This window comes from Priestia sp. P1_B12_1 (assembly GCF_056406695.1).
The window spans coordinates 511,833-536,183 of the sequence record NZ_JBFTZR010000003.1 but is presented as its reverse complement, the minus strand read 5'-3'; the positions used below and the strand labels follow the sequence as shown (position 1 = coordinate 536,183).

Sequence of the window (24,351 nt, the reverse complement as noted above, 5' to 3'; positions counted from 1 at the left end):
AACCCCCAATTTGAAAACATTTACACCAAAAAGCATTATATCACGCCGTGGCTTGTTTTTGCTAAGAGTTCTGACAATAAATTCAAAGAACGTATCCATAAAACGCACCGGTTTAAAAGGAGTAAAAAGGTAAAACAGTATATGATTTTAATTTTGACAGGCAGTGAGCTATGATAGAAAGTATAGTAATTATCATTTAACGTGGAGGGATACGTGTGGATTTACAGTTGCAAAATAAAAATGTACTTATTACCGGCGGGTCAAAAGGAATTGGGAAAGCTATTGCTGCCTCGTTTATTCAAGAAGGAGCAAACGTTGGAATTGCGGCAAGAGGAGAGGAAGCGCTACAGGATGCACAGTCAAAATTAGAAAACGTACGTACATATACAGCAGACCTAACAAACGAATCAGACAGAGTTGCATTAATCGAGAAATTCATTAAAGACTTCGGAAGCATTGATATTTTAATTAATAACGCTGGAGGAAGTAATGGAAGCAAGGCAATGGAAACAGATTTATCCCTTTTCAAAGAAGCGATGGAGCTTAACTATTTTTCAGCTGTTCACTTGAGCAAGCTAGCAGCAGCTCGTATGACAAAAGATGCGGCAATCGTTAATGTGACGTCTATTTTCGGGAGAGAAAGTGGAGGGAAAGTCACGTACAATAACGCAAAAGCAGCGCTTATCAGCTTTACAAAGTCGTTTGCAGATGAAATGATTTCTAAAGGAATTCGTGTAAATGGAGTAGCGCCGGGAAGCATTTTGCATGAAACGGGTAATTGGAAAAAAAGAATGGATGAAAATCCGGAGAAGATTAAGCAGTTTGTTGAAAACGAAATACCAGCAGGGCGCTTTGGGGAGCCGGAAGAAGTGGCAAACGCCGTTGTTTTTTTAGCATCTTCTCAAGCTTCATGGATAGTGGGTGCTACGTTAAACGTAGACGGTGGACAGTCAAAAATGAACTTTTAAAAAAAGTGCAGGAATTTCCTGCACTTTTTCATTATCCAATATCTTTTTGCATACGAGGAATCTGAAAATCTTCATTAATTGCGTCCGCTGTAAGCTGACCTGATAATATCACCATTGGCACGCCGCCTCCAGGGTGTGTAGAGCCTCCCACAAAATAAAGGTTAGAAAGAAGCTGACTTCTTGCCGGAATTTTAAAACCTCCATTTTTCTTACGGTCAGTTGCTACGCCATAAATGGACCCACCGTTAGCACCGTAAAGCTCTTGGATATCGTTAGGAGTAAACGTATATTCAAACTCAATGCTTGAACGTAAGTCTTCTAATCCCATTGCCTCAAGCTTTTTCAATATGACTTCCCGGTAGCGGTCTTTTAATGCAGCCCAGTCGTCGCCTTCTTTTAAAGGAGGTACATGGGTAAGAACGAACAGATTTTCTTTTCCTTCAGGAGCTTGCGTAGGGTCTGATTTAGACGATACGCCAATGTAAATTGTCGGATCCATGGCTACTTGACCTTTGTTAAAGATTGTATCAAACTCTTCTTTCTGATCCTTTGAGAAGAAGAAATTATGATGTTGAAGCTGCTTGTACTGTTTGTTAACCCCTAATAAAAGAACAAGGCCAGAAACAGTAGGCTCGAATTTAGCAAGCTGCTGAGTTTGCTTAGCTGCCTGCGCATGATTTTTTAATAAATAGCGGTAAGTTGGAATTGCTTCTAGATTAGATACCACAATATCTGCTGATAGATTCTCGCCATTTTCTAGTGTAATCCCAGTTGCCTTTGCTCCGCTTGTTGTGATTTCTTTTACCGGCGTATTTAGATGCACAGTGACGCCAAGCTCTTGAAGAAGCTTATCCATCGCTTCAGCGATTTTGTACATTCCGCCTTTTACGTAATAAATACCTAATCCTAGTTGAACGTGAGCAAGCTGTGTTAATACAGCCGGTGCATGATAAGGAGAAGAACCGATGTACATAATTAAAAAATTAAACAATTGACGCAAATGTTTGTTTGAAAAATATTTGCGTGTAGTAGCATCCATAGATCTCATTGGATCCATTTGAAGCAGTTCTTTTACCGTGTGCATCGTTCGTAAATCATGCAGTCCAGATAAACTTTTTTTATAAAAACTTTTTAAGTTCGATTCATACATTTTATTTGCATAAGATAAATAGTCAAAAAAACCTTCAATGTCTTCTGGAGCAAGTTCTTGAAGCTGCTGAAGCATGCGAGGAAGGTCACTGGTTAAATCAATTTGTGTTCCATCTTGGAAAAAAGTTCTCCACTGAGGCTCAATTCGTTCTATTGTTAAGTAGTCGTGGATATTGCGGCTTGCACTATCAAACAGCTGCTCTAGCACCCACGGCATCGTTAAAATAGAAGGTCCTGTATCGAAAGAAAATCCTTTGCCGCTGCGAATATTTAACTTACCGCCAATTCGCTCGCTTTTTTCAACGACTGTTACATCATATCCATCAGCTGACAGACGAATAGCAGCTGACAGACCACCTAAACCTGCGCCTACAACAATTACTTTCTTTTTCATCTTTTTCCTCCTTATAAAACAAAAGCGAGTTGTCAACAATGTGTATAAAATGACTTCACGCAAAATAAAAATAGGTCTACAACTTTTTATTTTGTCCAGTTCGCTAATTTTCATACGTGAAGGAAAGGAGAAAAGGATGTCTTTTTTACTGGTTGCTCTTGTCTTGACAGCTACGCTTGTCATCACTATCCCTACATTTAAACGTGTAAAAATAGTAAGAAACAATATGTCATGTTTGTCCATTATTATTCCAGCTAGAAATGAAGAAAGAAACCTTACCTTTTTATTGCAGTCACTCCAGTTACGGAACGCTGACTTTGAAGTGATTGTTGTAGATGACAGCTCAACAGATAATACTGAGAGGGTAGCCAAAGCATTTGGCGTAAAAGTAGTGCAACCGGGCGCACTTCCAGCTGGGTGGCTAGGAAAGTCATGGGCATGCTGGAATGGAGCACGAGAAGCAAAAGGCTCGGTGCTTTTGTTTTTAGATGCTGATATTACAGTAGAGAAAGACGGAATTGAAAAAGTATTTTTCTATTATCAACAGCAAGGGGGTGTGCTGTCGGTTCATCCTTATCACCTTGTTAAGAGGCCTTATGAAATGCTTTCTGCTTTATTTCACTATGTTACGTTTGCATCGATTGGCGCGTTTCACCCCTTTAAAAATTGGAAAAGTCCTTCTGTCGGTTTCGGGCAGTGCTTGCTTTGCAGCGCAGCCTCCTACTTTCAAAGCGGAGGCCACGAAGGGATAAAAAAAGAAGTGGTTGAAAATATGGCACTGGTTGAGAAAATGAACAAACAAGGTGAATTTATTACGTGTATGAGTGGACAGGGAGCTCTTTCCATGCGCATGTATCCAAATGGTATGAAAAGCCTTATAAGAGGGTGGAGTAAAAGTTTTGCTTCAGGTGCGGGGAAAACGGAAGCCATTTATTTATTTCTAGTAAGCTTGTGGCTTACTAGCATGATTAATTATATCCTTTTTTTACCGACTCTATGGAATCAACATGCAGGCTTGGCAATCAGCAGCTATGTTTGCTATGTAAGCCTCTTATTTAATAGCTTAAGAAAAATAGGTTCGTTTACCTTTTTTTCTTTGTGCTTATTTCCTATTCATATACTGTTTTTTCTGGGTCTATTCGTATGGTCTTTCGTCCAAACGGCGGTGAGAAAGCAAGTTAAATGGAAAGAACGCAGCATATCTATAGAAGAAGAAAAAAAGAAGAAAGTGATAAAATGACAGGTGCTCAGCTCTTAATTAATATCATGGCATGGTTTGTGATTCACATGTTCATCGCCTACAGATGCACAAAAATTTCTGCCTTTTATTTAAAGAAGGACCTTGCACTGTTTAAGGTTCAAAGGTGGGAAACAGTTGGGATATATAAAAAATTCGGGGTGCACCGATGGAAAACGTGGCTTCCTGATGCAGGAAAGCTATTTAAACGAGGATTTTATAAAAAGAAATGGGAGAGTAGAACGAAGGAATATGCACAGCTTTTTTTAATAGAAACAAATCGAGCAGAGTTAACTCACTGGATCAGCATACTTCCTTCTATTCTTTTTTTTATATGGAACTCTCCTTCTATAGGTGTTTGGATGGTTATTTATGCGATTGTCGCAAACGTACCGTTTATCTTGGTTCAACGATATAATCGAATACGAATTCATCAAGTTGTTTTGAAACTCAAATGAAATTAATTCACGTGCCTTTGGCTCCGAGTAGGGGCCTCGTTTTTTATCTTTTTCTCCTTATTCGAAGACAATAACTTCTTGGATAAAAGAAAAAAAGAAGCAAAGGCGATATAAATACTAAAAAAGACTAAAAACCCCCATAAACCTGCTATGGCATCATCAAATTCCATATTGCCCCGAGTGGTAATTCCTTGCTGAATTTCAATGGCAAAAACTAAGACAAGCATAACGGTAAGGGTATAGATAAAAGAAATAGCTGTAATACTAAATTTCCACTTTGACAATAATTTAAAGATCATATAAACGCTTAAAAACGTGAGAAGTCCAATAATACCAATAATCCAGAAGTGAAGTTCTTTATCTGAAAGAGAAAATCCTAGTAAATAAAAAATATAAATTAATCCGTCGTGCAATACATTAATAATATTTGTAATGAAAACAATACATTCTTTCATTTTTTCTCCTTTATAAAAATGTAAGACGTTTAAACTTCTAGGTATACAAGCATGCATAGCCCATACTCATTCCAATTTTATATAAAAAATGCACTTTCTAGATCAGACGTTAAAGAGATCTGAAATTTCAAATAATATTTATAATTTATATTATAAACAAAAAGGTAAAAAAATAAAAATTTTCGATGCAAACTGACACATTTTTTTCAAATTTAAAGAAAGAAATAACTCAAAATATGTGGTTTACTGTAGAAAGAAAAGAAAATAAGAGGTATTGATATAACAAATATTCACAAGTGCTTTTATGCATTCTCTTGTAAAGGAGAAGGAAAACTAAGGCAAGTGTTAAATTTATATGTATAGTGGACAAAATAAAAAATAAATATAAAATAGTGAAACTTAAAGAGAAGCTGTCCGTATTAAATAGTGAGAAGAAAAAAGCATAGGAAACATTTGTGTTTGAAAGCCGATATAGCTGGGAATAAGAAAGTAGTTATTTTCTCACGTTTGGTGAAAATTATACGTAGCGGTGTTGACAATTTTTTTTAAAGAGTTAAAATGTGAAAGAACAGATTAGCTCTCTTACATTTTTTGTAAGAGAGATTTCTTTTTACATTTACTATAAAAATAAAAGTGAGCTTAAATTTCAATAGAGACAGAGGTGGGAATATGAAACAGCTCATGACAAACGGTAAAAATATTTTTTCGAAACAGCTGCCGTTATTTCTAATTGCAGTTTTGTTGTTTTGGATTAAAACGTATACCGTTTATCGTATCGAATTTAACTTAGGGTTAGATAATTTTATGCAAAAGTTCTTACTTTTCATAAACCCAATTGGTTCGGCAATTTTCTTTTTTGCCATTGCACTACTATTTAAAGGGCGCGGAAAAGTACGAGCACTGCTTGGAATGAATTTTTTACTTTCATTCATCCTGTACGCAAATGTAGTGTACTATCGCTTCTTTAATGATTTTATTACTGTTCCTGTATTGACTCAGTCAAACAACTTTGGTCAATTAGGCGGCAGTGCCATGGCTTTAATTAGCCCAACTGATATTTTATACTTTACAGATTTCTTTATTCTTTTAGTTTTAGTACTATGGAAAAAAGTTGACTTACCAGCAACGATTAGTCGACGTACTGTGACAGGTGTATTTTTATCAGGGATTTTATTCTTAAGTGCCAACATCGCACTAGCGGAAATGGATCGTCCTCAACTATTAACAAGAACATTTGACCGCAACTATTTAGTGAAATATTTAGGAACGTATAACTATACGATCTATGACATCATCCAGAGCTCGAAATCTTCAGCACAGCGCGCGCTAGCAGATAGCAGTGATGTGGCTGAGGTAGAGAACTATGCAAAAGCAACATATGCTGAGCCGAACAAAGAATATTTCGGTCAAGCAAAAGGCAAAAACGTCATCTATATTTCATTAGAGTCACTTCAGTCATTTATGATTGGTTATAAGTTAAATGGTGAAGAAGTAACGCCATTCTTAAATTCACTATTAAAAGATCAGAACACAATGTATTTCGATAACTTCTTCCATCAAACAGGGCAAGGTAAAACGTCAGATGCTGAATTCATGATGGAGAACTCATTATTCGGCTTACCTCAAGGTTCTGTATTTACAACAAAAGCAAATAACACCTATCAGTCGCTGTCTGGTATTCTAGATCAGCAAGGCTATACAACATCTGTGTTCCATGGAAATGGAAAATCGTTCTGGAACCGTGACGAAATGTATAAATCAATGGGTGTAGAAAAATTCTTTGATTCAGCTTATTACAATATGTCAGACGAAGATACGCTGAACTATGGTTTAAAAGATAAACCATTCTTTAAAGAATCAATGCCGTACCTAAAAGGCTTAAAGCAGCCATTTAGCGCGAAGTTCATTACGTTATCAAACCACTTCCCTTATCCGCTAGATAAGGAAGACCAAACGATTGGACCTCACAATACGGGAGATAAGTCAGTTGACCAATACTTCCAAACGGCTCGTTATTTAGATGAATCAATCAAGCAATTCTTTGAGGATTTACAGGCCTCTGGCTTAGCAGACAATACGATGGTCGTGATGTACGGTGACCACTACGGTATTTCTGAAAACCATAAGCGTGCAATGGGCAAAGTAATGGGTAAAAACATCAATGATTTTGAACAAGCTCAGCTGCAGCGCGTACCATTATTTATTACTTCACCAGGCCTTAAAGGCGGCGTAAATCATACGTATGGTGGAGACGTAGATGTTCGTCCAACAGTGATGCATTTATTAGGTCTTGATACAAAAGACTATATTGACTTTGGTACAGACTTATTATCAAAAGAACATCAGCAAGTTGTGCCTTTCCGTAACGGTGACTTTGTTACACCTAAGATAACAAAAGTTGACCAGAAAGTGTATGACAATGCAACGGGCAAGCAGCTTTCAGATAAGGAAGCGAAACAGTACGATAAGTATGATGAACTAGTTAAGAAAAAGCTAGAACTATCAGATAAACTTGTTTACGGAGATTTACTCCGCTTTCATACACCAGAAGGGTTCAAACCAATTGAACGCTCGAAGTATGATTACAACAAGCGCGAAGATCAATAAAAAACAGGCAGCTTTTAATAGCTGCCTGTTTTTTTGTTTTGTGAAACCTTTAAAGGTTTTATCCGTATATAAATTATAACAGTAATCGTTTTAAGAGACGGGAAGACAATGGTATAATATGTATACGTTTAAAAGTTCGGTCACATTTGAGATAGGAGTGAAAGCGATGAAAGTCGTTCGAATCATAAAAAAGATTCTTGCCATTTGGGTAACAGGAGCAGTAGCCGTTCCGGTCAGCTATTTTGGATTTAGTACCACGATGATTCAATCCTTTGGCATTAGTATAGGAGTAATGGTCGTGATGAGCCTGTTCTTTATTATAAGCAGTGCTCGACGTCATTATCAAAATCCGTATAGAGAAGAAATTGCATACGTTCGTCATCAAGTAAAAGAGGCAAGAAAGCAATTAAGAACCATTGGAAGCTATCGTTTTAAAATTCGGTCTGTTCATATGTGGACAGAACTTTCTAAACTATACAAAGTAGGTAAAAGCATCATTGAAATGGTAGAAAAAGAGCCCGCACGTTATAAAGATGTTCAGCCCTTTTTTACGAACTACTTACAATCAACGGTTACCGTCATTGAAAGGTATATGTTTTTATTATCAAAACCAACGAAAAGCATAGAAGTCAAAGAAAGTCTTCATGAAGCGGAAGACATGCTGCGCGGGTTATCAGGGAAGTATGAGCATTTATTAACAAATGCTCTTTCACAAGATAAGCTGACATTAGATGTAGAGCTTAAAGTGCTAAAACAAGCATTTGAAGAAGAGCAGCCGTATATACCGACAGCTACTAATCGCACAAAGTAACGTAAATGCAAAGGATGGGATTTTATAATGAAAGAATATAATCAAAATCAATCGTTAGATGCGCTGCTTGATGATCCTTTTGCGTCGCCTACCCCGCAGGTACAATCGGACTCTCGCGCTGCAAAAAGAAACACATACGATGATTTGACACCGGAATATCAGGAAAAAGCACAGAAAATCGCAAATCAAATTGATTATAAAAATCAGCAGGCTATCTTACAGTACGGGGTAGCAGCTCAGTCAGAACTATCTCAGTTTTCTCAATCTGTGCTACAGCATGTGCAAACGAAAGATACGGGACCAGTAGGAGACGTTATAGGAGATTTAATGAGTAAGATTCGCCAAGTGAATCCCGATGATTTTTCTGCAAAGAAAAAAGGAGTTATCGGTCGATTGTTTTCAGGAGTCTCTAGGCCTATTCAAAATTTATTAACAAAATATCAAAGCATTAATGTTGAAATTGATAAAATTGCAGATAAGTTAGAGCGCTCAAAACAAATGCTGTATCGAGACATTACGATGCTAGATAGCTTATATGATAAAAACAAACAGTTTTACGAGGCGCTTAACGTCTACATTGCAGCGGCAGAATACAAGTTAGTGGCGCTGCAGAATGAAACGCTGCCCCAGCTTCAGCAAACAGCATCTCAAAAAAATGACTACTTGATGGCTCAGGAGGTCAATGATTTAAATCAATTTATCAATAGGCTAGAAAAACGAGTGCATGATTTAAAACTGAGCCGTCAAATTGCCATTCAAAGTGCACCGCAGATTCGATTAATTCAAGAAGTCAATCAGACCCTTGTTGAAAAAATTCAAAGCTCTATTTTAACAGCTATTCCCCTTTGGAAAAATCAAGTAGTAATCGCAACCACTTTATTACGCCAAAAGAAAGCAATGGAAGCCCAAAAGCAAGTATCTAAGACAACAAACGACTTGCTTACTAAAAATTCAGAGCTGCTCAAGCAGAACACGATTGAAGTAGCTCGTGAAAACGAGGCGGGGATTGTCGATATCGAAACATTGAAAAAAACGCAGTCCGATTTGATTACCACGTTAGAAGAAGTGCTAAAGATACAAGAAGAAGGACGTACGAAGCGTACCGAGGCAGAATCAGAGCTGTATCAAATGGAAAAAGATTTAAAAACTAAACTATTAGATATGAAATAAAAAAAGTCGGTTTACACACTTTGTAAACCGACTTTTTCTCTGTTTTATGCATTTTGAAGCGTTCTCGCCATTTCTAAAAACGGAGTTAAATCTCTTTCAGATTTAGGAGCAAAGATCGTTAACCGGAAAGTAGGGTGATGATTTTGCTTTCGAACGAGAAAACCGTATGCGTTACTTTTATCATCTGATGCTTTGTACGCAGCTTCTATCTCTAAGTTATGGTGAATGAGGTGCGTATCAAGGGAAGCCACTTCTGAAAAGCCAGCTCTTAAAATTTTTTTTGTTTCTTTATTGAGCTCCTTTACACTTTTATTTGAGGGAAACACTTCAATCCGCATCCACAAAGCATCATTTTTTTTGTTGTAAATGACATCTTTTCGTGGCTCTTCTTCTGTAAACTCGTATCCTTCTAGTACGTAAAGCGTATAGTTTTGATTGGTGCTTCTTTTAAGATAACCCGCATCTGTTCTGCTGCTTCCTTTGTAAGGATAGGTGAACTTTTGCTGTGGTAAGCGTTCTTTTGGAATTTCTTCTTGTGTGTTAATAAGCTCTTCACGAAAAGCAGTTGAGCAGCCACTCATCAAACATATAAAGCAAACAAGAAATATCTTTTTTTTCATAGCTGGCTTCCTTATCTATTTTCATTCATGCGTTTTTACTGAGTTTACAATTGAAATTAACTTTTTTTCATCATCAGAATTTTTAGCTGTAACCATCGTGATTTTTAAAGCAGGGTGCCCCTTTGTTTCTCTCAGTACATACAGCTTTGCCGTTTCTTTTTTGCTCCCTGATGTAGATGCAAACACAACAGGTTGAAGAAATGGGGATGCAGAAGAAATTTTTAACGATTTTCCAAACTGGTCATCAAACAATTTTTTTGAACGATCTAGATATGATTTGCTTGTACTTTCTTTCCCGGAAAGGACTTCAATTCGCATCCACGTATAGGGAGTCTTGGTTGAAAAAAGAATATCTTTTCCATCCTCTTCTTTTTGAAGCGTATATTCATTGGGCAATGAAAGAGAATATCCTTGTTCGCTTACGGTGAGCTGCTGATGTTCCTTATTGCTTTCACTGACTGCTTTAACAGAAGGCAGTATAACCATGGTTATGCTTATCATTAACAGAAGCGCTAAATAAAATTTTCGCATGTATATATCTCCTATTCAAAACGCTAGACAGCGTGTAGTTACTATAAAAAAATGTTTTCGCCATGTTAGAACCCGTAGGTTTATTTTTGACTTTTTGGTAAAGCTAAAAATACAATCAATTAGTAATGGAGAGAAGACTATGAAAAACCGTAAATCAACTTCTGCAGCTAATCGCCGTCAACAGCGCGTGTGTTTGGGTGATGAACGATTATTTGCAGTTGGTATCAAAGCGTTTATTGACAATACGCATGAATCACACCTAGACAAAAAAGGAGGTCATTGAGTGAAATGGTGCTTGTCAATTATCATTATTGTTTCCATTAATTTCTATGGTATTCAGGCGGATGCTGCAAAGAAGAGCAGATTTTATTATGAAAAAAAAGGAGATATCGTGTGGGAAGTTCCCATGAAAGACGAGAAGTTAATTGCGCTTACATTTGATGATGGACCAGATCCTAAATATACGCCGACCATTTTGAATTTATTGCAAGAGTACGGTGCCAAAGCAACTTTTTTTGTAGTCGGCGATCGAGTAACATCGTTTCCCAAGCTTGCTCAAAGAGAAGTTCGTGAAGGGCATGAACTTGCTAATCATACATATAGCCATTTGAAAGTAAGGGGCCAGGAAGTAGAGAGAATTGAACAAGAAATTGAAAAAGCGGATGAACGTATACAAGCTATTACAGGAATAAAACCTTACCTGTTTCGTCCACCTACTGGCTATTATGACGATCGGGTAGTAAAAGCTGCTAAAAATCAGCAGTATACCATTATTCTTTGGTCTTGGCATCAAGATACATTTGATTGGAGAAATCCAGGCGTAGGTAAAATTGTAAGTCAAGTGCTTAACCATGCCAGGTCAGGAGATATTGTATTGTTTCATGATACGGGAGGAGATCGAACCCAAACCATTGAAGCATTAAAACAAATTTTGCCGAAGTTAAAGGAAGAGGGGTATAAATTTGTAACGGTCTCAGAACTTTTAAAACATCACCCCAATTATAAATCTCTTTATTTGATGCAACAGCAAAAACAGCACTCCGTTCAATAATCGGGTGCTGTTTTTCTCGTAAAGACTTTAACCAATTTTTTAACTGGTTTTTCCTTCTCTTTCGTCCCCATCAGACGTATTTTTTTGGAAAAATGCTTTTACTTTATCCCGTTTTTTCTTCGAAATAAGAATATATAATGTATCACCTGCAAAAATTTGTGTATTTCCTCTAGGGGTAAGTAGTTTATCATCTCGAATAACAGCAGTCACTAAAATGTCTTCAGGGAGGTGAAGTTCTTCAAGCGATTTTCCTGATATATCTGCATGTTCCACGAGCTTCAACTCAATCATTTCATTTTTTGTTTTGCCCATCGAAACAAGCTCGAGACTGTGAGGAACCGTCTCTTTTTCACCTTGAGAAAGGTTTAGAAATTTGGCTAAAGGAGCGATTGTTGCTCCTTGAAGAAGAGCGGAAGTTAAAACAACAAAGAAAACGACGTTAAAAATGAGCGTGCTGTTCTCCAAACCTGCCATCATAGGATAAGTAGCCAATACAATTGGAACAGCTCCTTTTAAACCGGCCCAAGAAATAAACAGTTTTTCTTTGGATGAGTATTTAGCAAACATCATCGAAAGAAATACGCCGAGTGGACGAGCGACAAACATAAGTAAAAGAGATAACAGTATACCCTGCCAAATGATATCTAGCAGTTGATTAGGAAAGACAAGAAGGCCGAGTAAAATAAACATTAAAATTTGCATCATCCATGCAAAACCTTCGTTAAAGCGGACAATTGTGTGACGATAAGTTAGATCTGCATTCCCTACTACCACTGCCATTACATATACAGCAAGTAGACCGCTTGCTTCTACAAATGTGGAAATTCCATAGGTTAAGGCGGCTAATGACAATGTAAGCACAGGGTAAAGACCTGAAGAATCTAAATTAATTCGATTAATAATCCACACTGCTGCTTTTCCGAGTACTAAACCAAGTACCAGCCCGATTCCCATTTGCCAAAAGAAATTAAGGATTAACGAGAGGATAGGAGAGTCTGGATGTTGAATTAATTCAATAATAGAAACGGTTAAGAAGATGGCCATCGGATCATTGGAACCAGATTCTGCCTCTAGCGTGGAGTTTAATTTTTGGCGGATATTCTGTGTCCCTAGTACAGAAAACACGGCTGCAGCATCTGTAGAGCCAACGATTGCCCCAAATAAAAAGCCTTCAAGCCAAGTAACACCTAAAATATATTTGGCAAGTACACCTGTTAAAACTGTCGTAATGAGGACTCCGAAAGTAGCTAATGAAACGGAAGGGCGAACAACGCGTTTAACATCTTTCCATTTGGTCTGCACGCCCCCATCAAAAAGAATAATGATAAGCGCTAATATTCCGAATCCTTGTGTTAAAAGAGCATTGTCAAAGTAGATGTATTGGCTAACAACCATTCCTACAATAATAAAGAGTACAAGCGAAGGGACTCCAAGGCGAGTAGAGAACTTTGCAGTAAGTACCCCTATGAAAAGGAGAATAGATAGTAAAAGAATTGAATGGTCTACCGTAAAATCCAAAAAATACACCTCGTTTGTTCAAAATTTTTATGTAAGTAATAAATGAGGTTCCTCTATAATAATTGTAGCATAATGGATTTAAAACCTTGAGAAATCTGCTTATCAAAAAAAGAGATGCATAAACATCTCTTTTTTTGATCATGTATGAATAACAGGGACAGATTCTTACTTAACATCTTGCTCGTGATAAAGATGAGGAGCTTTAAATGTTGCTTTCTTTTTAACTGAAGAACCTTGTTGGTCGGGACGGGAACGATCGTAAATAGCTGTTCCAACAATCTCAGCCACATCTTGAAGTTTTTCTTTGCTTATTTTATCAAGGTTATCTTCAGGCGTATGATACCAAGGTTCAGACGGACTGTGAATAAATAGAGCAGCCGGTATTCCTGCTTCTGCAAACGGAACGTGATCACTGCGGCCGCCAGCTTGGAATGGCGTAGGTGCTCCATTTAATCTTGTACTTGAAGCTTGAGCTAATTCTGTGACAAGATTTGGTGTTCCATCAGCTGTATTCATCACCAAATCTCCCGCATCTTGACTTCCTACCATGTCTAAATTAAACATTCCAACAATACGATTTTTCTCATCTTCAGATAGCTCACTAACATAATGCTCGGATCCTAGTAAGCCTACTTCTTCAGCTCCGAATGTGACAAATCGCAGTTCTGTATCAGTAGGAAGAGTTTTAAATACGCGAGCTAATTCAAGCACCATTGCTGTTCCAGAAGCATCGTCATTTGCCCCAGGCGCTCCGGCTACAGAATCATGATGAGCACCTACTACAATAATATCATTTGTTCCTTTTTTCTTAAAAGTAGAAGGTTTAGTAGCGGTTACATTATAAGATGTTCGCTCACTTACGACAGCTCCTTCAATTTTTACTGTACCTGAAGGCTTTTCGCCTTTTTGAATAGAAGTAAGAACCTTGTCACCTTCTTCTTTGGTAACAGCAAGAGACGGAATGTAGTTATCATTAGCGCCGCCAAGCGTTCCGTTTAGCTCACCGTCTGTATTATTAAAAATAATGACGGCTGCAGCTCCTTTTTCAGCAGCATTTAATACTTTTTCACCAAAAGTAATAGTGCCTCGCTGAACTAATACAATTTTACCTGTCACATCTTTGTTTGCTAAATTATCTTTTGTACCCAGCCCTCCATCTACAATTTCAGCAGTGACATTTCCATTGGTGCTATAAGTAAAAGTTGTCGGAGAGTAGCTGGTACCGTTTACGCTTAGTGAAAAACTAGCTGCTGGTGTGTAACCGGTAAAGGTAAAAGGCTCTACTGCGCTCTCATAGCCTAGTTTAGACAAACGCTTTTGAACAAATGTAGCAGCTTCGCGTTCAGCTTCAGTTCCTGCCACACGAGGTTTTTTTGAGAGATACGCAATGTCTTGATAAATTTTCTCAGCGTTGATTTTTTTTAATACTTTTTGTTCAGAACTTTGATGGTGAGAAGCATTTGCAGAAGTAGAAGCTTGTACACTTGTAAAAGATAAAGTCAAACTTGTTGCTACAGCCAAAGAAATCACGGTTTTTTTCATTAAAATCCCCCTAAATTTATCGATGTAGTTGGTACTACTCGAATTTACAATATTAAGAAAATACAAAAAAGAGTATTATTACCTAAATGTTCCAGGATATTCCGTATCTAAATTCCTATTTTGATAGAGAAAATAACTCAAATAAAATGAAAATGCGGAAACAACTAAAGAGGATAAAAGAAACTGTGTCAAAAGTAATAAAAAAAGGTATTAGATAAGAATAAAAAAATAAGGTAAACTAGTTTAAAAGTAAGAAGAATATTCAGAACTTAATTGATGAAACATAGAGAGTATTCACGTAAAAAGCAAAGGCTGGTGGGAAATATTGATAAAAAATAGGGAGGGTGTACGAAAAGCAGCGGCGGTAGCGGGTCTTCTGCTTGTAGGGGTGTACATCGTCTTTCAAACAATGGCATTTTTTAAAGGAGCATATGCTCTTAGCAGTTTGATAAAAGATAGTTTACTAGTGGGCGTAACGGCTGGCACGTTTTATTTACTTCATAAGCGTTCGATTCATACCCAGGTGTCTGATGAACAATATCAGCTTGCTACATTAATAAATTCAATGCCAGATTTTATTTGTTTTAAAGATGGAGCTGGCAAATGGGTGGCGGTGAATGATTTTGGAAGAGAACTTTATCATTTAAAGGGTATTGATTACAGGGGTAAAACCGATGCAGAACTTGGGGAACTTGTGCCTTTCTTTCAAGCCGCTTTCTTACACTGTATTTCATCGGATGAAGAAGCATGGAGAAAAAAGGAAAAGGTACGCACGGAAGAAGCATTTGAAATACCAAACGGCGAGGTCAAAACATTTGATGTTATTAAAGTACCTGTGTTTTTTGATGATGGCTCAAGAAAAGCTCTTATCACGATTGGACGAGATATCACTCAGCAAAAGCTTGCAGAAGCGCTTCTCATAAAAAAGGAAAAGCTCTCTGTAGTAGGCGAATTAGCTGCTGGAATTGCTCATGAAATTAGAAATCCGCTTACGAGTATTAAAGGGTTTGTTCAGCTCATGAAAGAAACAGACCGATCCGCAATAGGGTATGCTAACATCATGCTTGATGAGCTGGAACGAATTAATGGTATTGTCAGTGAAATGCTCCTTTTGTCAAAACCTGAAAGTGAACATTTTCGCGTGTTTTCTCTTACAGAAGCGGTTAAGTATGTAATGAGTTTAACTTCCCATGAAGCTTTATTGAAAAACATTAACTTCTTATACGATGAACAAACAAATAACGCTAGTGTGTATGGAAATAAAAATCACCTTATTCAAGTATTACTTAATGTTTTTAAAAACGCAATTGAAGCCATGAATAGGCCTGGAAATATTTACATTACAATCAAAACAGTGCAGGATAACTATATTTTTATAGAAGTTAGAGATGAAGGAGTAGGAATTTCTAAAGACCGTCTAGAACATATAGGAGAACCGTTTTTTACTTTAAAAGAAAAAGGAATGGGGCTTGGATTAACAATTAGCTCCAAAATTATTCATGATCATCACGGTACCCTGCAGATTGAGAGTGAGCAGAACAAAGGGACGATTGTTAAAATCCGACTCCCTCTGTATGTCGAAGATACGGCGGTTTTTGCAAGCAAATGAAATGTTGTAAACGAAAAGTAATGAAAACGTCATCCATTTCTTATTGCTAAACGCAGCTGTACATGATGTAATAAAAGAAACGAACATGTCAGGAAGGTAGCAAAATGAGACGTGCAGATCAAAAAATTATATTACCGTATACACCGGAAAATTTAAGAATGCTATTGCTTCAAGTATGTGACGGAGAAAATCCGTTTTCCCATCAGGACCTTACGTATTGGTGTGATAAATATACTCTCCATTATTATGAGTATGAAGCGGATGAAACGCAGTGGATGAATGATATGCAGCAGACAGATAATAGACAAGATCTAGCTAAATCCTATGCCATTGCTAAAGATATTGGCTGGCAGTGGTACTTTTATATGGCTAGAGGGACGACGCTATCTGATATTCAATATGTCGAGCTTCACGAACTAGAATTACCCAGACATTTGTTTGTAAAATGGCTAAATGAATTATATGAAATGTAATCCTATATATGAATTGTAGTACATCCGGTCTGATGAAAGAAAGGCCATCTCTGGTAACGGAGCAAAAGACCACTGAAGTACATACAAGCGTAAAATAGAAAGCTAAGGAAAATTCTTAGCTTTTTTTTGTTTTGTCAAACTTATTCAAAAAAACTGTCTTCAGGAAAAAATATAAAACCTAGTTGACTTATTGGTATTGTTATATTATAAGTAATAGAGACATGATTTATGGAAAAAATTACAGGGGGAACATCTATGAATAACTTATTAGTCATCCTAAACATCCTCATTATGCTCGCATTGCTTGCGGGGCTGTTTATGATGCAGAAAAAGCATGTATCATTTTCAAAGCGTGTGTTTACAGCGCTTGGACTAGGGATTATTTTTGGCTTTGCTCTTCAGTGGGTGTATGGTCCGACTCATGAAGTAACGATGACGACCGCCGATTGGTTTAGCATTGTAGGAAGCGGATATGTTAAGTTTCTGCAAATGATTGTTATGCCGCTTGTATTTGTATCGATTGTAGCGGCATTCACTCGCTTAAAATTGACGAGCAATATTGGAAAGATTAGTAGTTTAATTATTGGGATTTTGCTTGTCACAACAGCGATAGCAGCTGCAATTGGTATTTTTACAACAACGAGCTTTAATTTAGAATCTGTCCAAATCACAAAAGGGGAAGCGGAACTTCAGCGTGGAGAGGACTTAGAAAACAATTTATCTAGTTTAGAAGCAAAAACAATCCCACAGCAAGTAGTAGAATTATTGCCTGCTAACCCGTTTCTTGATTTAACAGGCGCACGTTCAACTTCCACGATTGGCGTTGTCATCTTTGCGGCATTTGTTGGAATTGCGTATTTAGGCGTGAAGCGTAAAAAGGCTGAGGAAGCGGCGTTATTTTCAAAAATTATTGATACGCTTTATGCCATTGTAATGCGTGTAGTGACGCTAATTCTTCGTTTAACTCCTTATGGGGTACTTGCAATTATGACCAAAACAGTAGCAACGAGTGATATTGATGCAATTGTTAAACTTGGAAAATTTGTTGTAGCATCATATGTCGCATTGGCAGCTATGTTTATTGTTCACTTAGTTATTCTAACAATCATCGGTGTAAATCCGATCACATATGTTAAGAAAGTATTTCCTGTATTGGCTTTTGCCTTTACTTCCCGTACAAGTGCTGGAGCATTACCTTTGAATGTTAATACACAAACAAGACAGCTAGGGGTTCCAGAAGGAATTGCGAATTTCGCAGGTTCATTTGGTCTTACAATTGGTCAAAACGGATGCGCTGGAATATATCCAGCTATGTTAGCCGTTATGATTGCACCAACGGTAGGTATTGATCCCTTAACGCCTTCATTTATTTTCACGTTGATTGCCATTGTAGCAATTAGTTCGTTTGGCGTAGCAGGCGTTGGCGGAGGAGCGACATTTGCGGCTTTACTTGTATTATCTTCTATGAATTTGCCCGTAGCGCTAGCAGGCTTATTAATTTCAGTAGAGCCATTGATTGATATGGGGCGTACGGCGCTTAATGTAAGTGGAAGCATGACAGCCGGAGTCGTCACTAGTAAATTAACAAAAGAGCTAGATACAAACGTATACAACGATCAAACCATCTCACCTGAAACAGCAGAAGTGTAAAAGAGATACGTCATCCGTAGTTAACATTGTTAACTATGGATTTTTTTTCTTTATCCACATAAAATAGGAAAAAATACTTATGATAACGCTTTCAAAAAAGGTTATAGTGAAAAATGTGTACGTACTTTATTTTACGGGAGGGTTTTCATTGAAACGTAGTTGGACTAAATATGCAATGGTACTGACGGCTTTACTCTTACTAGTAAGCTCTTTTTTTAGCCCATTTATGCAATCGTTTGCATCTGCAGCAGACGCAACAAAAATCACGATTCACTATCAGCCTGCTCCAAATGATACAAAGGAATGGGGATTATGGGTTTTTCCTGAAGGAGGAGAAGGGAAGCCTTACGCATTTACAGGGGAAGATCAATTTGGAAAAGTAGCGGAAGTTGAATTACCCGGTACTTATGACAAAGTAGGTTTTATTGTTCGAACAGAGTCGTGGGAAAAAGATGGAGGAGACCGCTTCGTTTCGGTGGAGAACGGTGAAGGAGAAGTGTGGGTGAAAAGTGGAGATGAACATACATATACGTCTCCTCCTGACGGTGAATACCGAGATTTACCGAAGTTTGATAAAGTAAACGTTACCTTAAATTATCATCGGTACGACGGAGATTACAGCGGGTGGAACATTTGGACATGGCCCGGTGATGAAAAAGAAGGCAAGCAAATCGAATTTACGGAAGACACGAATTTTGGGAAGAGAGCGACTTACGCCATTAACAGTGGAAGTGGCAATTTATTTGACAAAATTGGTTTTATTGTACGCCATTCTACTAGTGACAGCGATTGGGAAAATAAAGACGGAGGAGACCGCTTTATTACCAAGGTTGGTAAAGATGGGAATGTAGAAGTATGGATTGTTCAAGGACAAAATCGAATTTATTATGATAGAGCAGGAGTAGATATCACTCGGAAAATCACGAAAGCGACTATGGATACATTTAATCAAATCACCTTAGAAACAAACGTGCCGTTTGACTCTTCTAAGAGTGTAGGAGACATTGAAATTGACGGAGCTCAAATTGAGAAAGTGATACCTTATAAAGAGGGAGAAGACGCTGCTACTACTAAAGTTAAAATCATAACAAAACAGCCTTTGGACGTTACAAAAACGTATAAAGTTAAGCAAAAAGGCTACGGCTCAGCTGATGTAGTCAATGGAAATGTCGTTCGCACGAAAGAATTTGACGAAAAGTATGCATATAGCGGAAACGATTTAGGAAACACGTATTCTAAGAAACAAACAAATTTTCGCGTATGGGCTCCAACTGCAAGCGAAGCCAAGCTAGTGATTTATTCGTCATGGAACTCCAAAGCTGTAAAAGAAATTTCTATGACTAAAAGTGAAAAAGGAACGTGGAAAGCGGAGTTAAAAGGAAATCAAGATGAACTAATTTATACGTACAAAGTAAAAATTGGGAACAGCTGGAACGAAGCGGTTGATCCATATGTACGAGCAACAACGGTGAATGGAGATCGCGGAGTTGTCGTAGATTTGGCTAAGACAAATCCGAGAAAGTGGAGTGCAAATAAGCCGAAATTTAAAAATCCAGAAGATGCGATTATCTATGAACTGCACGTACGAGATTTATCGTCTCAAAAAGAGAGCGGTATCAAAAATAAAGGAAAATATCTAGGCGTAGCGGAGTGGAATACGAAAGGACCAAATGGAGTAAAAACAGGACTCAGTCATATTAAAGATTTAGGTGTGACGCACGTTCAGTTCCTGCCTATTTACGATTATCGTACGGTGGATGAAACGAAATTAAACGAGCCGCAGTTTAACTGGGGATATGATCCAAAAAATTACAACGTCCCAGAAGGTTCCTATTCAACAAATCCATATAATCCTAAGACGAGAATTATTGAGCTTAAACAAATGATTCAAACGCTTCATGACAAGCAGCTTCGTATGGTAATGGACGTGGTTTATAATCATGTGTATGCAGTGAGTGAGCATAGCTTTGATAAACTAGTTCCAGGCTACTACTTCCGTTATAAAGAAGATGGAACTTTATCCAACGGAACAGGTGTTGGAAACGACACGGCGTCTGAACGGAAGATGGTTCGGAAGTTTATTGTAGATTCTGTTGCGTATTGGGCAAAAGAGTACCACATTGATGGGTTTCGATTTGATTTAATGGGGATTCACGATACAAAGACAATGAATGAAGTGAGAAAGAAGTTAGATGAAATTGACCCTTCCATTATCGTCTTAGGAGAGGGCTGGGATCTAGGAACCGAGCTTGATGCTAAGCTAAAAGCTAATCAGAAAAACGCTCACGATATGAAGCGCATCGCTCACTTCAATGATGGTATGCGAGATGGTCTTAAAGGCAGCGTGTTTTTTGATCGTGAAAACGGATTTGTTAATGGAAAACAGGGTCAAGAAAAGCTCATACAGCAAAGTATAGCAGCTGGAATAGATTATGATCATTCAACTGCCACGTATGAAGACCCGGATCAAGTTGTGACGTATGTAGAAGCCCACGATAACCATACGTTATGGGATAAGCTTCAGCTGACGAACCCTGCTGACACCGAGCAAACGAAAAAGCAAATGCATAAGCTTGCTTCTTCTATTATTTTAACATCTCAAGGAATGAACTTTATACATGCAGGTCAAGAGTTTATGAGAACAAAAGGCGGAGATCATAATAGCTATCAGTCACCCGATTCTGTCAATCAGCTAGATTGGAAGCGCCGAGCAGCTTTCAGCCAAGAAGTAGATTATATGAAGGGACTTATTGCGCTTCGAAAGCAATATTCCTCATTTAGAATGACGAGTGCACAGGCTATTCATCAAAATTTACGCTTTGTTGACGCACCATCAAACGTAGTAGGTTATACGTTAAATGCTAAAGCTAATAAAGATAAAGCAAACGAAATAATGGTGATTCATAATGCAAATAAACAAGCTCAAACGGTTCATCTGCCTTCTAACAGAACGTGGAGATTACTTGTTGACGGCGAGCAGGCAGGAACAAAAACGCTCCGTACGGTGAAAGGAAATACAGTAAACGTTTCGCCTCTTTCGACATTTGTACTAGTAAGATAAGTTTTAGATAGCTGGAATACATGTAGAAAAATTCAGAATATTGTATGTAAAATTGTTGATTTTACTAGATAACATGGTAAAATATTCATTGTTAGCGTTTTCAAAATTCGTGGGGAGGTATGTATTTGATGCAAAATCTTGGAGCGAAAAAAGTTGAAATGAGTCCGAAAGTAGTGGAGTTTTTAAAAGGAGTTAAACAGCTATACATTAACGGCGAGTGGGTAGACTCTGTTTCAGGAAAAACGTTTGAAACAGTAAATCCAGCAACGGGTGAAAAGTTGGCAGATGTAGCTGAAGCAAATCCAGAGGATATTGATCGTGCCGTCAGAGCGGCTAGAGAAGCCTTTGATCATGGACCTTGGACAAAGATGTCAGCAGCTGAAAGAAGTCGACTTATTTATAAATTAGCTGATTTAATGGAAACACATCAATTGGAACTTGCGCAGCTTGAAACGCTTGATAACGGAAAACCAATTCGTGAAACATCAAATGCAGACATTCCATTAGCAATCGAACATTTCCGCTACTTTGCTGGGTGGTCAACTAAAATGGTTGGACAAACTATTCCTGTGCAAGGAGCGTATTTTAACTATACAAGATATGAGCCAGTAGGAGTTGTTGGCCAAATTATTCCGTGGAACTTCCCGCTTTTAATGGCCGCTTGGAAGCTCGGAGCCGCTTTGGCAACTGGATGTACAATTGTGCTCAAACCAGCCGAGCAAACGCCGCTTTCTGCACTTTACTTGGCTCGACTAGCCGATGAAGCAGGGTTCCCAAAAGGCGTGCTAAACATCGTGCCAGGCTACGGGAAAACAGCAGGTGAACCGCTCGTTCATCATGATCTTGTCGATAAAATTGCTTTTACGGGATCTACTGCTGTCGGAAAAGCAATTATGAAGCAAGCTAGTGACTCCTTAAAGCGTGTGACGTTAGAGCTTGGAGGTAAATCACCAAACATTATCCTGCCGGATGCAGACTTAACAAAAGCGGTTCCTGGTGCACTTTCAGGTATTATGTTTAATCAAGGACAAGTATGTTGTGCTGGAAGTCGTCTGTATGTCCAAAAAAGCTTATATGATAATGTCGTAGCTGATTTAGTTTCTCAAACGAAATCTATTAAACAAGGAAATGGATTAGCAGATGAGACAACAATGGGGCCGCTTGTATCTGCGCAGCAGCAAAAACGAGTGAAAACCTATATTGATAAAGGAATAGAAGAAGGAGCAGAAGTACTCGCAGGAGGAAACATTCCATTTGATCAAGGCTATTTCGTAGAACCGACTATCTTTGCAGATGTCGATCATTCAATGACGATTGCTCGTGAAGAAATCTTCGGTCCGGTTGTAGCTGCTATGCCGTTTGACGATCTTGATGATTTGATTGCCAAAGCAAATGATACAGCATATGGTCTAGCAGCGGGCGTCTGGACACAGGATTTAAAGAAAGCACACTATATTGCTCATGGTATTAAAGCAGGTACAGTTTGGGTGAACTGTTACAACGTATTTGATGCAGCAAGCCCGTTTGGAGGCTATAAACAGTCGGGAATTGGTCGTGAAATGGGAAGCTATGCGCTTGATAACTACACTGAAGTGAAAAGCGTATGGATCAATATGGAATAATTAGTAAGAATTTTTGTGAAAATCAATAGCATATCTTTGTGTGAAAAAGAGTAGTCTTTAGTGGACTACTCTTTTATTTGTTTAAGTCCCGCATTTTTAGAAAAGGAGTGATAACATTGCCGGTTATACAGGGCCCCTCGTCGTATAAGCTTACCGGTCACCTGCAAAAGTTTAGAGAGAACCCCCTGGGTTTTTTGGAAAACTTGACTCAGTATGGAGAAATTGCAACATTTAGAGTTGCGCACAAACGCTTTTATGTAACGAGAGACCCTCAACTTATTAAAGATGTAGTCATTACAAACAGCAAGGCGTTTCAAAAAATTAAACTAACGCACATGTTTAAAACGCTGCTAGGCGAAGAAATGTTATGGACAGATGAAGCATTATACATGAGCCCCATTCAACCCTCACAACTTAAACAACATCTAACCTATAATAAGGAAGCAATAGCAAAAATAATTGAAAAGCATACGGAAACGTGGGAAGAAGGGCAGCTTCGAACGATAGTAAAAGACATAAGACAGATAGTCGTAGCTGTACTCCTTCAACTTGTATTTGGCATTTCGATTGAGGATAAAGATAAAATTCACTACGTTCAAGCGCTTATGAGAAAAAAAGAAAAGTTAGGCAAAATTTATATTCGTCTGCCTTTGCACCAGCCTGACTCAGATGAGCAGCTCGAACAACTCCTTTTTGAACGCGTTCAAATGCGTGTTCAAAACAAAACCGAAGGAAATGATTTACTGCAGTATATATTGAATTCTTGCGGAGAAGACAGCGATGAAAGAGAAATATACGAACAGCTAAATTCTATATTCCTTTCGATGTATGAAATGATTACGCACGTATGCAGCTGGTCTATTCATTTACTGTCTCAAAATACTAGGGAGCACCTTCAGCTGCATAAAGAAATTCAAGCCTATGCTAGCGGCGAATCGCTTTCAACCAAAAATCTGACCTATATGCGCAAAATAATTGCTGAAAGCATGAGGTTATATCCGCCTCTTTGGCTATTTGGGCGTCAAGCACGTGAAGATATACAAATAGATGGCTACAGTATTAAAAAAGGGGAGATTATGTTAATTAGCCCTTATATGATGCATCGCCATGAAGATTATTTTTTAGAGCCAAGTGAATTTTTACCTGACCGTTTTGAAAAAGGAGGGTCCATTGATGTCCCAAGCTATATGTATATGCCGCTTGGGATTGAGCATCAAGCGGAAAGGGGCACGGACTATATCACTGAAATAGTAACCATTTTTCTGTCAGAAATGACAAAGCGCTTTTTATTTCAGCTGACTAAGCCCGAATCTATTTCTCCGATGGCGGGCGTAATGCTGAATATGAAAGAAGAACTGAAGGTGAATGTTCACAAAGTTCACACCCAGTCTTGAATGAACGGGAATACTTTCCCTCTTTATATCA

20 protein-coding genes are annotated in these 24,351 nt (G+C 38.1%); 14 read left to right on the top strand and 6 right to left on the bottom strand.

Annotated features, from left to right (window positions below):
• Positions 1 to 215: 215 nt before the first annotated feature.
• Complete coding sequence (locus AC1D0Y_RS13720) at positions 216 to 968, top strand: SDR family NAD(P)-dependent oxidoreductase (RefSeq protein WP_028408780.1); 753 nt, start codon at positions 216 to 218, stop codon at positions 966 to 968.
• Between the two features lie 31 nt (positions 969 to 999).
• On the opposite strand, the gene AC1D0Y_RS13715 is transcribed toward AC1D0Y_RS13720, so the two are convergent.
• Positions 1,000 to 2,511: a phytoene desaturase family protein gene (locus tag AC1D0Y_RS13715; protein WP_477707699.1), complete on the bottom strand. Its 1,512-nt coding sequence runs from the start codon at positions 2,509 to 2,511 to the stop codon at positions 1,000 to 1,002.
• Between the two features lie 136 nt (positions 2,512 to 2,647).
• On the opposite strand from AC1D0Y_RS13715, the gene AC1D0Y_RS13710 reads away from it, so the two are divergent.
• The gene (locus AC1D0Y_RS13710) at positions 2,648 to 3,751 is read left to right on the top strand and encodes a glycosyltransferase family 2 protein (protein ID WP_098333298.1); all 1,104 of its coding nucleotides are present in this window, start codon (positions 2,648 to 2,650) and stop codon (positions 3,749 to 3,751) included.
• On the top strand, positions 3,694 to 4,206 hold the full coding sequence (locus AC1D0Y_RS13705) for a glycosyl-4,4'-diaponeurosporenoate acyltransferase CrtO family protein (protein WP_225049700.1): 513 nt from the start codon (positions 3,694 to 3,696) through the stop codon (positions 4,204 to 4,206). The genes AC1D0Y_RS13710 and AC1D0Y_RS13705 overlap by 58 nt, the downstream gene beginning before the upstream one ends.
• Positions 4,207 to 4,208: 2 nt before the next feature.
• Here the strand turns inward: AC1D0Y_RS13705 and AC1D0Y_RS13700 are convergent, their stop codons facing one another.
• Positions 4,209 to 4,661 carry a hypothetical protein gene (locus AC1D0Y_RS13700; RefSeq protein WP_028408776.1) on the bottom strand — a complete coding sequence of 151 codons (453 nt, stop codon included), beginning with the start codon at positions 4,659 to 4,661 and terminating at the stop codon, positions 4,209 to 4,211.
• A 669-nt stretch (positions 4,662 to 5,330) separates the two neighbouring features.
• Here AC1D0Y_RS13700 and ltaS point away from each other — a divergent pair.
• From ltaS to AC1D0Y_RS13685, 3 genes are all read left to right on the top strand, one after another.
• On the top strand, positions 5,331 to 7,268 hold the full coding sequence (ltaS, locus tag AC1D0Y_RS13695) for a lipoteichoic acid synthase (protein WP_221840413.1): 1,938 nt from the start codon (positions 5,331 to 5,333) through the stop codon (positions 7,266 to 7,268).
• 166 nt (positions 7,269 to 7,434) lie between these two features.
• A complete protein-coding gene (locus tag AC1D0Y_RS13690) occupies positions 7,435 to 8,079 on the top strand; it encodes a 5-bromo-4-chloroindolyl phosphate hydrolysis family protein (RefSeq protein ID WP_028408775.1) in 645 nt (214 codons plus the stop codon).
• Between the two features lie 24 nt (positions 8,080 to 8,103).
• Positions 8,104 to 9,249 carry a toxic anion resistance protein gene (locus tag AC1D0Y_RS13685; protein ID WP_013056731.1) on the top strand — a complete coding sequence of 382 codons (1,146 nt, stop codon included), beginning with the start codon at positions 8,104 to 8,106 and terminating at the stop codon, positions 9,247 to 9,249.
• Between the two features lie 44 nt (positions 9,250 to 9,293).
• Here AC1D0Y_RS13685 and AC1D0Y_RS13680 read toward each other — a convergent pair whose 3' ends face one another.
• Both AC1D0Y_RS13680 and AC1D0Y_RS13675 read right to left on the bottom strand, forming a co-directional pair.
• Positions 9,294 to 9,869 carry a hypothetical protein gene (locus AC1D0Y_RS13680; RefSeq protein ID WP_328249676.1) on the bottom strand — a complete coding sequence of 192 codons (576 nt, stop codon included), beginning with the start codon at positions 9,867 to 9,869 and terminating at the stop codon, positions 9,294 to 9,296.
• A gap of 21 nt (positions 9,870 to 9,890) precedes the next feature.
• Entirely contained in the window at positions 9,891 to 10,400 is a 510-nt protein-coding gene (locus tag AC1D0Y_RS13675; protein ID WP_098249885.1) for a hypothetical protein, read from the bottom strand.
• Positions 10,401 to 10,539: 139 nt separating this feature from the next.
• Here AC1D0Y_RS13675 and AC1D0Y_RS13670 point away from each other — a divergent pair, with 139 nt between their 5' ends.
• Together AC1D0Y_RS13670 and AC1D0Y_RS13665 are read left to right on the top strand one after the other, a co-directional pair.
• Complete coding sequence (locus tag AC1D0Y_RS13670; RefSeq protein ID WP_013056734.1) at positions 10,540 to 10,683, top strand: hypothetical protein; 144 nt, start codon at positions 10,540 to 10,542, stop codon at positions 10,681 to 10,683.
• A complete protein-coding gene (locus AC1D0Y_RS13665; protein ID WP_025752060.1) occupies positions 10,684 to 11,451 on the top strand; it encodes a polysaccharide deacetylase family protein in 768 nt (255 codons plus the stop codon).
• A 39-nt stretch (positions 11,452 to 11,490) separates the two neighbouring features.
• Here the strand turns inward: AC1D0Y_RS13665 and AC1D0Y_RS13660 are convergent, their stop codons facing one another.
• Together AC1D0Y_RS13660 and AC1D0Y_RS13655 are read right to left on the bottom strand one after the other, a co-directional pair.
• Entirely contained in the window at positions 11,491 to 12,969 is a 1,479-nt protein-coding gene (locus tag AC1D0Y_RS13660; protein WP_328249677.1) for a potassium/proton antiporter, read from the bottom strand.
• A gap of 165 nt (positions 12,970 to 13,134) precedes the next feature.
• Positions 13,135 to 14,511: a M28 family peptidase gene (locus AC1D0Y_RS13655; protein WP_098525157.1), complete on the bottom strand. Its 1,377-nt coding sequence runs from the start codon at positions 14,509 to 14,511 to the stop codon at positions 13,135 to 13,137.
• Positions 14,512 to 14,836: 325 nt separating this feature from the next.
• Here AC1D0Y_RS13655 and AC1D0Y_RS13650 point away from each other — a divergent pair, with 325 nt between their 5' ends.
• From AC1D0Y_RS13650 to AC1D0Y_RS13625, 6 genes are all read left to right on the top strand, one after another.
• Positions 14,837 to 16,120, top strand: a complete 1,284-nt coding sequence (locus tag AC1D0Y_RS13650) for an ATP-binding protein (protein WP_098331608.1) — start codon at positions 14,837 to 14,839, stop codon at positions 16,118 to 16,120.
• A gap of 104 nt (positions 16,121 to 16,224) precedes the next feature.
• The gene (locus tag AC1D0Y_RS13645) at positions 16,225 to 16,593 is read left to right on the top strand and encodes a hypothetical protein (RefSeq protein ID WP_013082877.1); all 369 of its coding nucleotides are present in this window, start codon (positions 16,225 to 16,227) and stop codon (positions 16,591 to 16,593) included.
• A gap of 255 nt (positions 16,594 to 16,848) precedes the next feature.
• Complete coding sequence (locus AC1D0Y_RS13640) at positions 16,849 to 18,243, top strand: L-cystine transporter (protein ID WP_025752064.1); 1,395 nt, start codon at positions 16,849 to 16,851, stop codon at positions 18,241 to 18,243.
• Between the two features lie 79 nt (positions 18,244 to 18,322).
• The gene (pulA, locus tag AC1D0Y_RS13635) at positions 18,323 to 21,304 is read left to right on the top strand and encodes a type I pullulanase (protein ID WP_102813139.1); all 2,982 of its coding nucleotides are present in this window, start codon (positions 18,323 to 18,325) and stop codon (positions 21,302 to 21,304) included.
• A gap of 128 nt (positions 21,305 to 21,432) precedes the next feature.
• The gene (locus AC1D0Y_RS13630) at positions 21,433 to 22,926 is read left to right on the top strand and encodes an aldehyde dehydrogenase family protein (protein ID WP_013082880.1); all 1,494 of its coding nucleotides are present in this window, start codon (positions 21,433 to 21,435) and stop codon (positions 22,924 to 22,926) included.
• A 107-nt stretch (positions 22,927 to 23,033) separates the two neighbouring features.
• Positions 23,034 to 24,320, top strand: coding sequence for a cytochrome P450 (locus tag AC1D0Y_RS13625; protein WP_081085344.1), 1,287 nt, complete (start codon positions 23,034 to 23,036; stop codon positions 24,318 to 24,320).
• Positions 24,321 to 24,351: the final 31 nt, after the last annotated feature.

Excerpts from the sequence above, each read along its gene's own strand:
- AC1D0Y_RS13715 (WP_477707699.1), bottom strand. The coding sequence starts at position 2,511 with ATGAAAAAGAAAGTAATTGTTGTAGGCGCAGGTTTAGGTGGTCTGTCA.
- AC1D0Y_RS13700 (WP_028408776.1), bottom strand. The coding sequence starts at position 4,661 with ATGAAAGAATGTATTGTTTTCATTACAAATATTATTAATGTATTGCAC.
- AC1D0Y_RS13645 (WP_013082877.1), top strand. The coding sequence starts at position 16,225 with ATGAGACGTGCAGATCAAAAAATTATATTACCGTATACACCGGAAAAT.
- ltaS (WP_221840413.1), top strand. The coding sequence starts at position 5,331 with ATGAAACAGCTCATGACAAACGGTAAAAATATTTTTTCGAAACAGCTG.
- AC1D0Y_RS13640 (WP_025752064.1), top strand. The coding sequence starts at position 16,849 with ATGAATAACTTATTAGTCATCCTAAACATCCTCATTATGCTCGCATTG.
- AC1D0Y_RS13710 (WP_098333298.1), top strand. The coding sequence starts at position 2,648 with ATGTCTTTTTTACTGGTTGCTCTTGTCTTGACAGCTACGCTTGTCATC.
- AC1D0Y_RS13630 (WP_013082880.1), top strand. The coding sequence starts at position 21,433 with ATGCAAAATCTTGGAGCGAAAAAAGTTGAAATGAGTCCGAAAGTAGTG.
- AC1D0Y_RS13675 (WP_098249885.1), bottom strand. The coding sequence starts at position 10,400 with ATGCGAAAATTTTATTTAGCGCTTCTGTTAATGATAAGCATAACCATG.
- pulA (WP_102813139.1), top strand. The coding sequence starts at position 18,323 with ATGATAACGCTTTCAAAAAAGGTTATAGTGAAAAATGTGTACGTACTT.
- AC1D0Y_RS13705 (WP_225049700.1), top strand. The coding sequence starts at position 3,694 with ATGGAAAGAACGCAGCATATCTATAGAAGAAGAAAAAAAGAAGAAAGT.
- AC1D0Y_RS13680 (WP_328249676.1), bottom strand. The coding sequence starts at position 9,869 with ATGAAAAAAAAGATATTTCTTGTTTGCTTTATATGTTTGATGAGTGGC.
- AC1D0Y_RS13690 (WP_028408775.1), top strand. The coding sequence starts at position 7,435 with ATGAAAGTCGTTCGAATCATAAAAAAGATTCTTGCCATTTGGGTAACA.
- AC1D0Y_RS13670 (WP_013056734.1), top strand. The coding sequence starts at position 10,540 with ATGAAAAACCGTAAATCAACTTCTGCAGCTAATCGCCGTCAACAGCGC.
- AC1D0Y_RS13655 (WP_098525157.1), bottom strand. The coding sequence starts at position 14,511 with ATGAAAAAAACCGTGATTTCTTTGGCTGTAGCAACAAGTTTGACTTTA.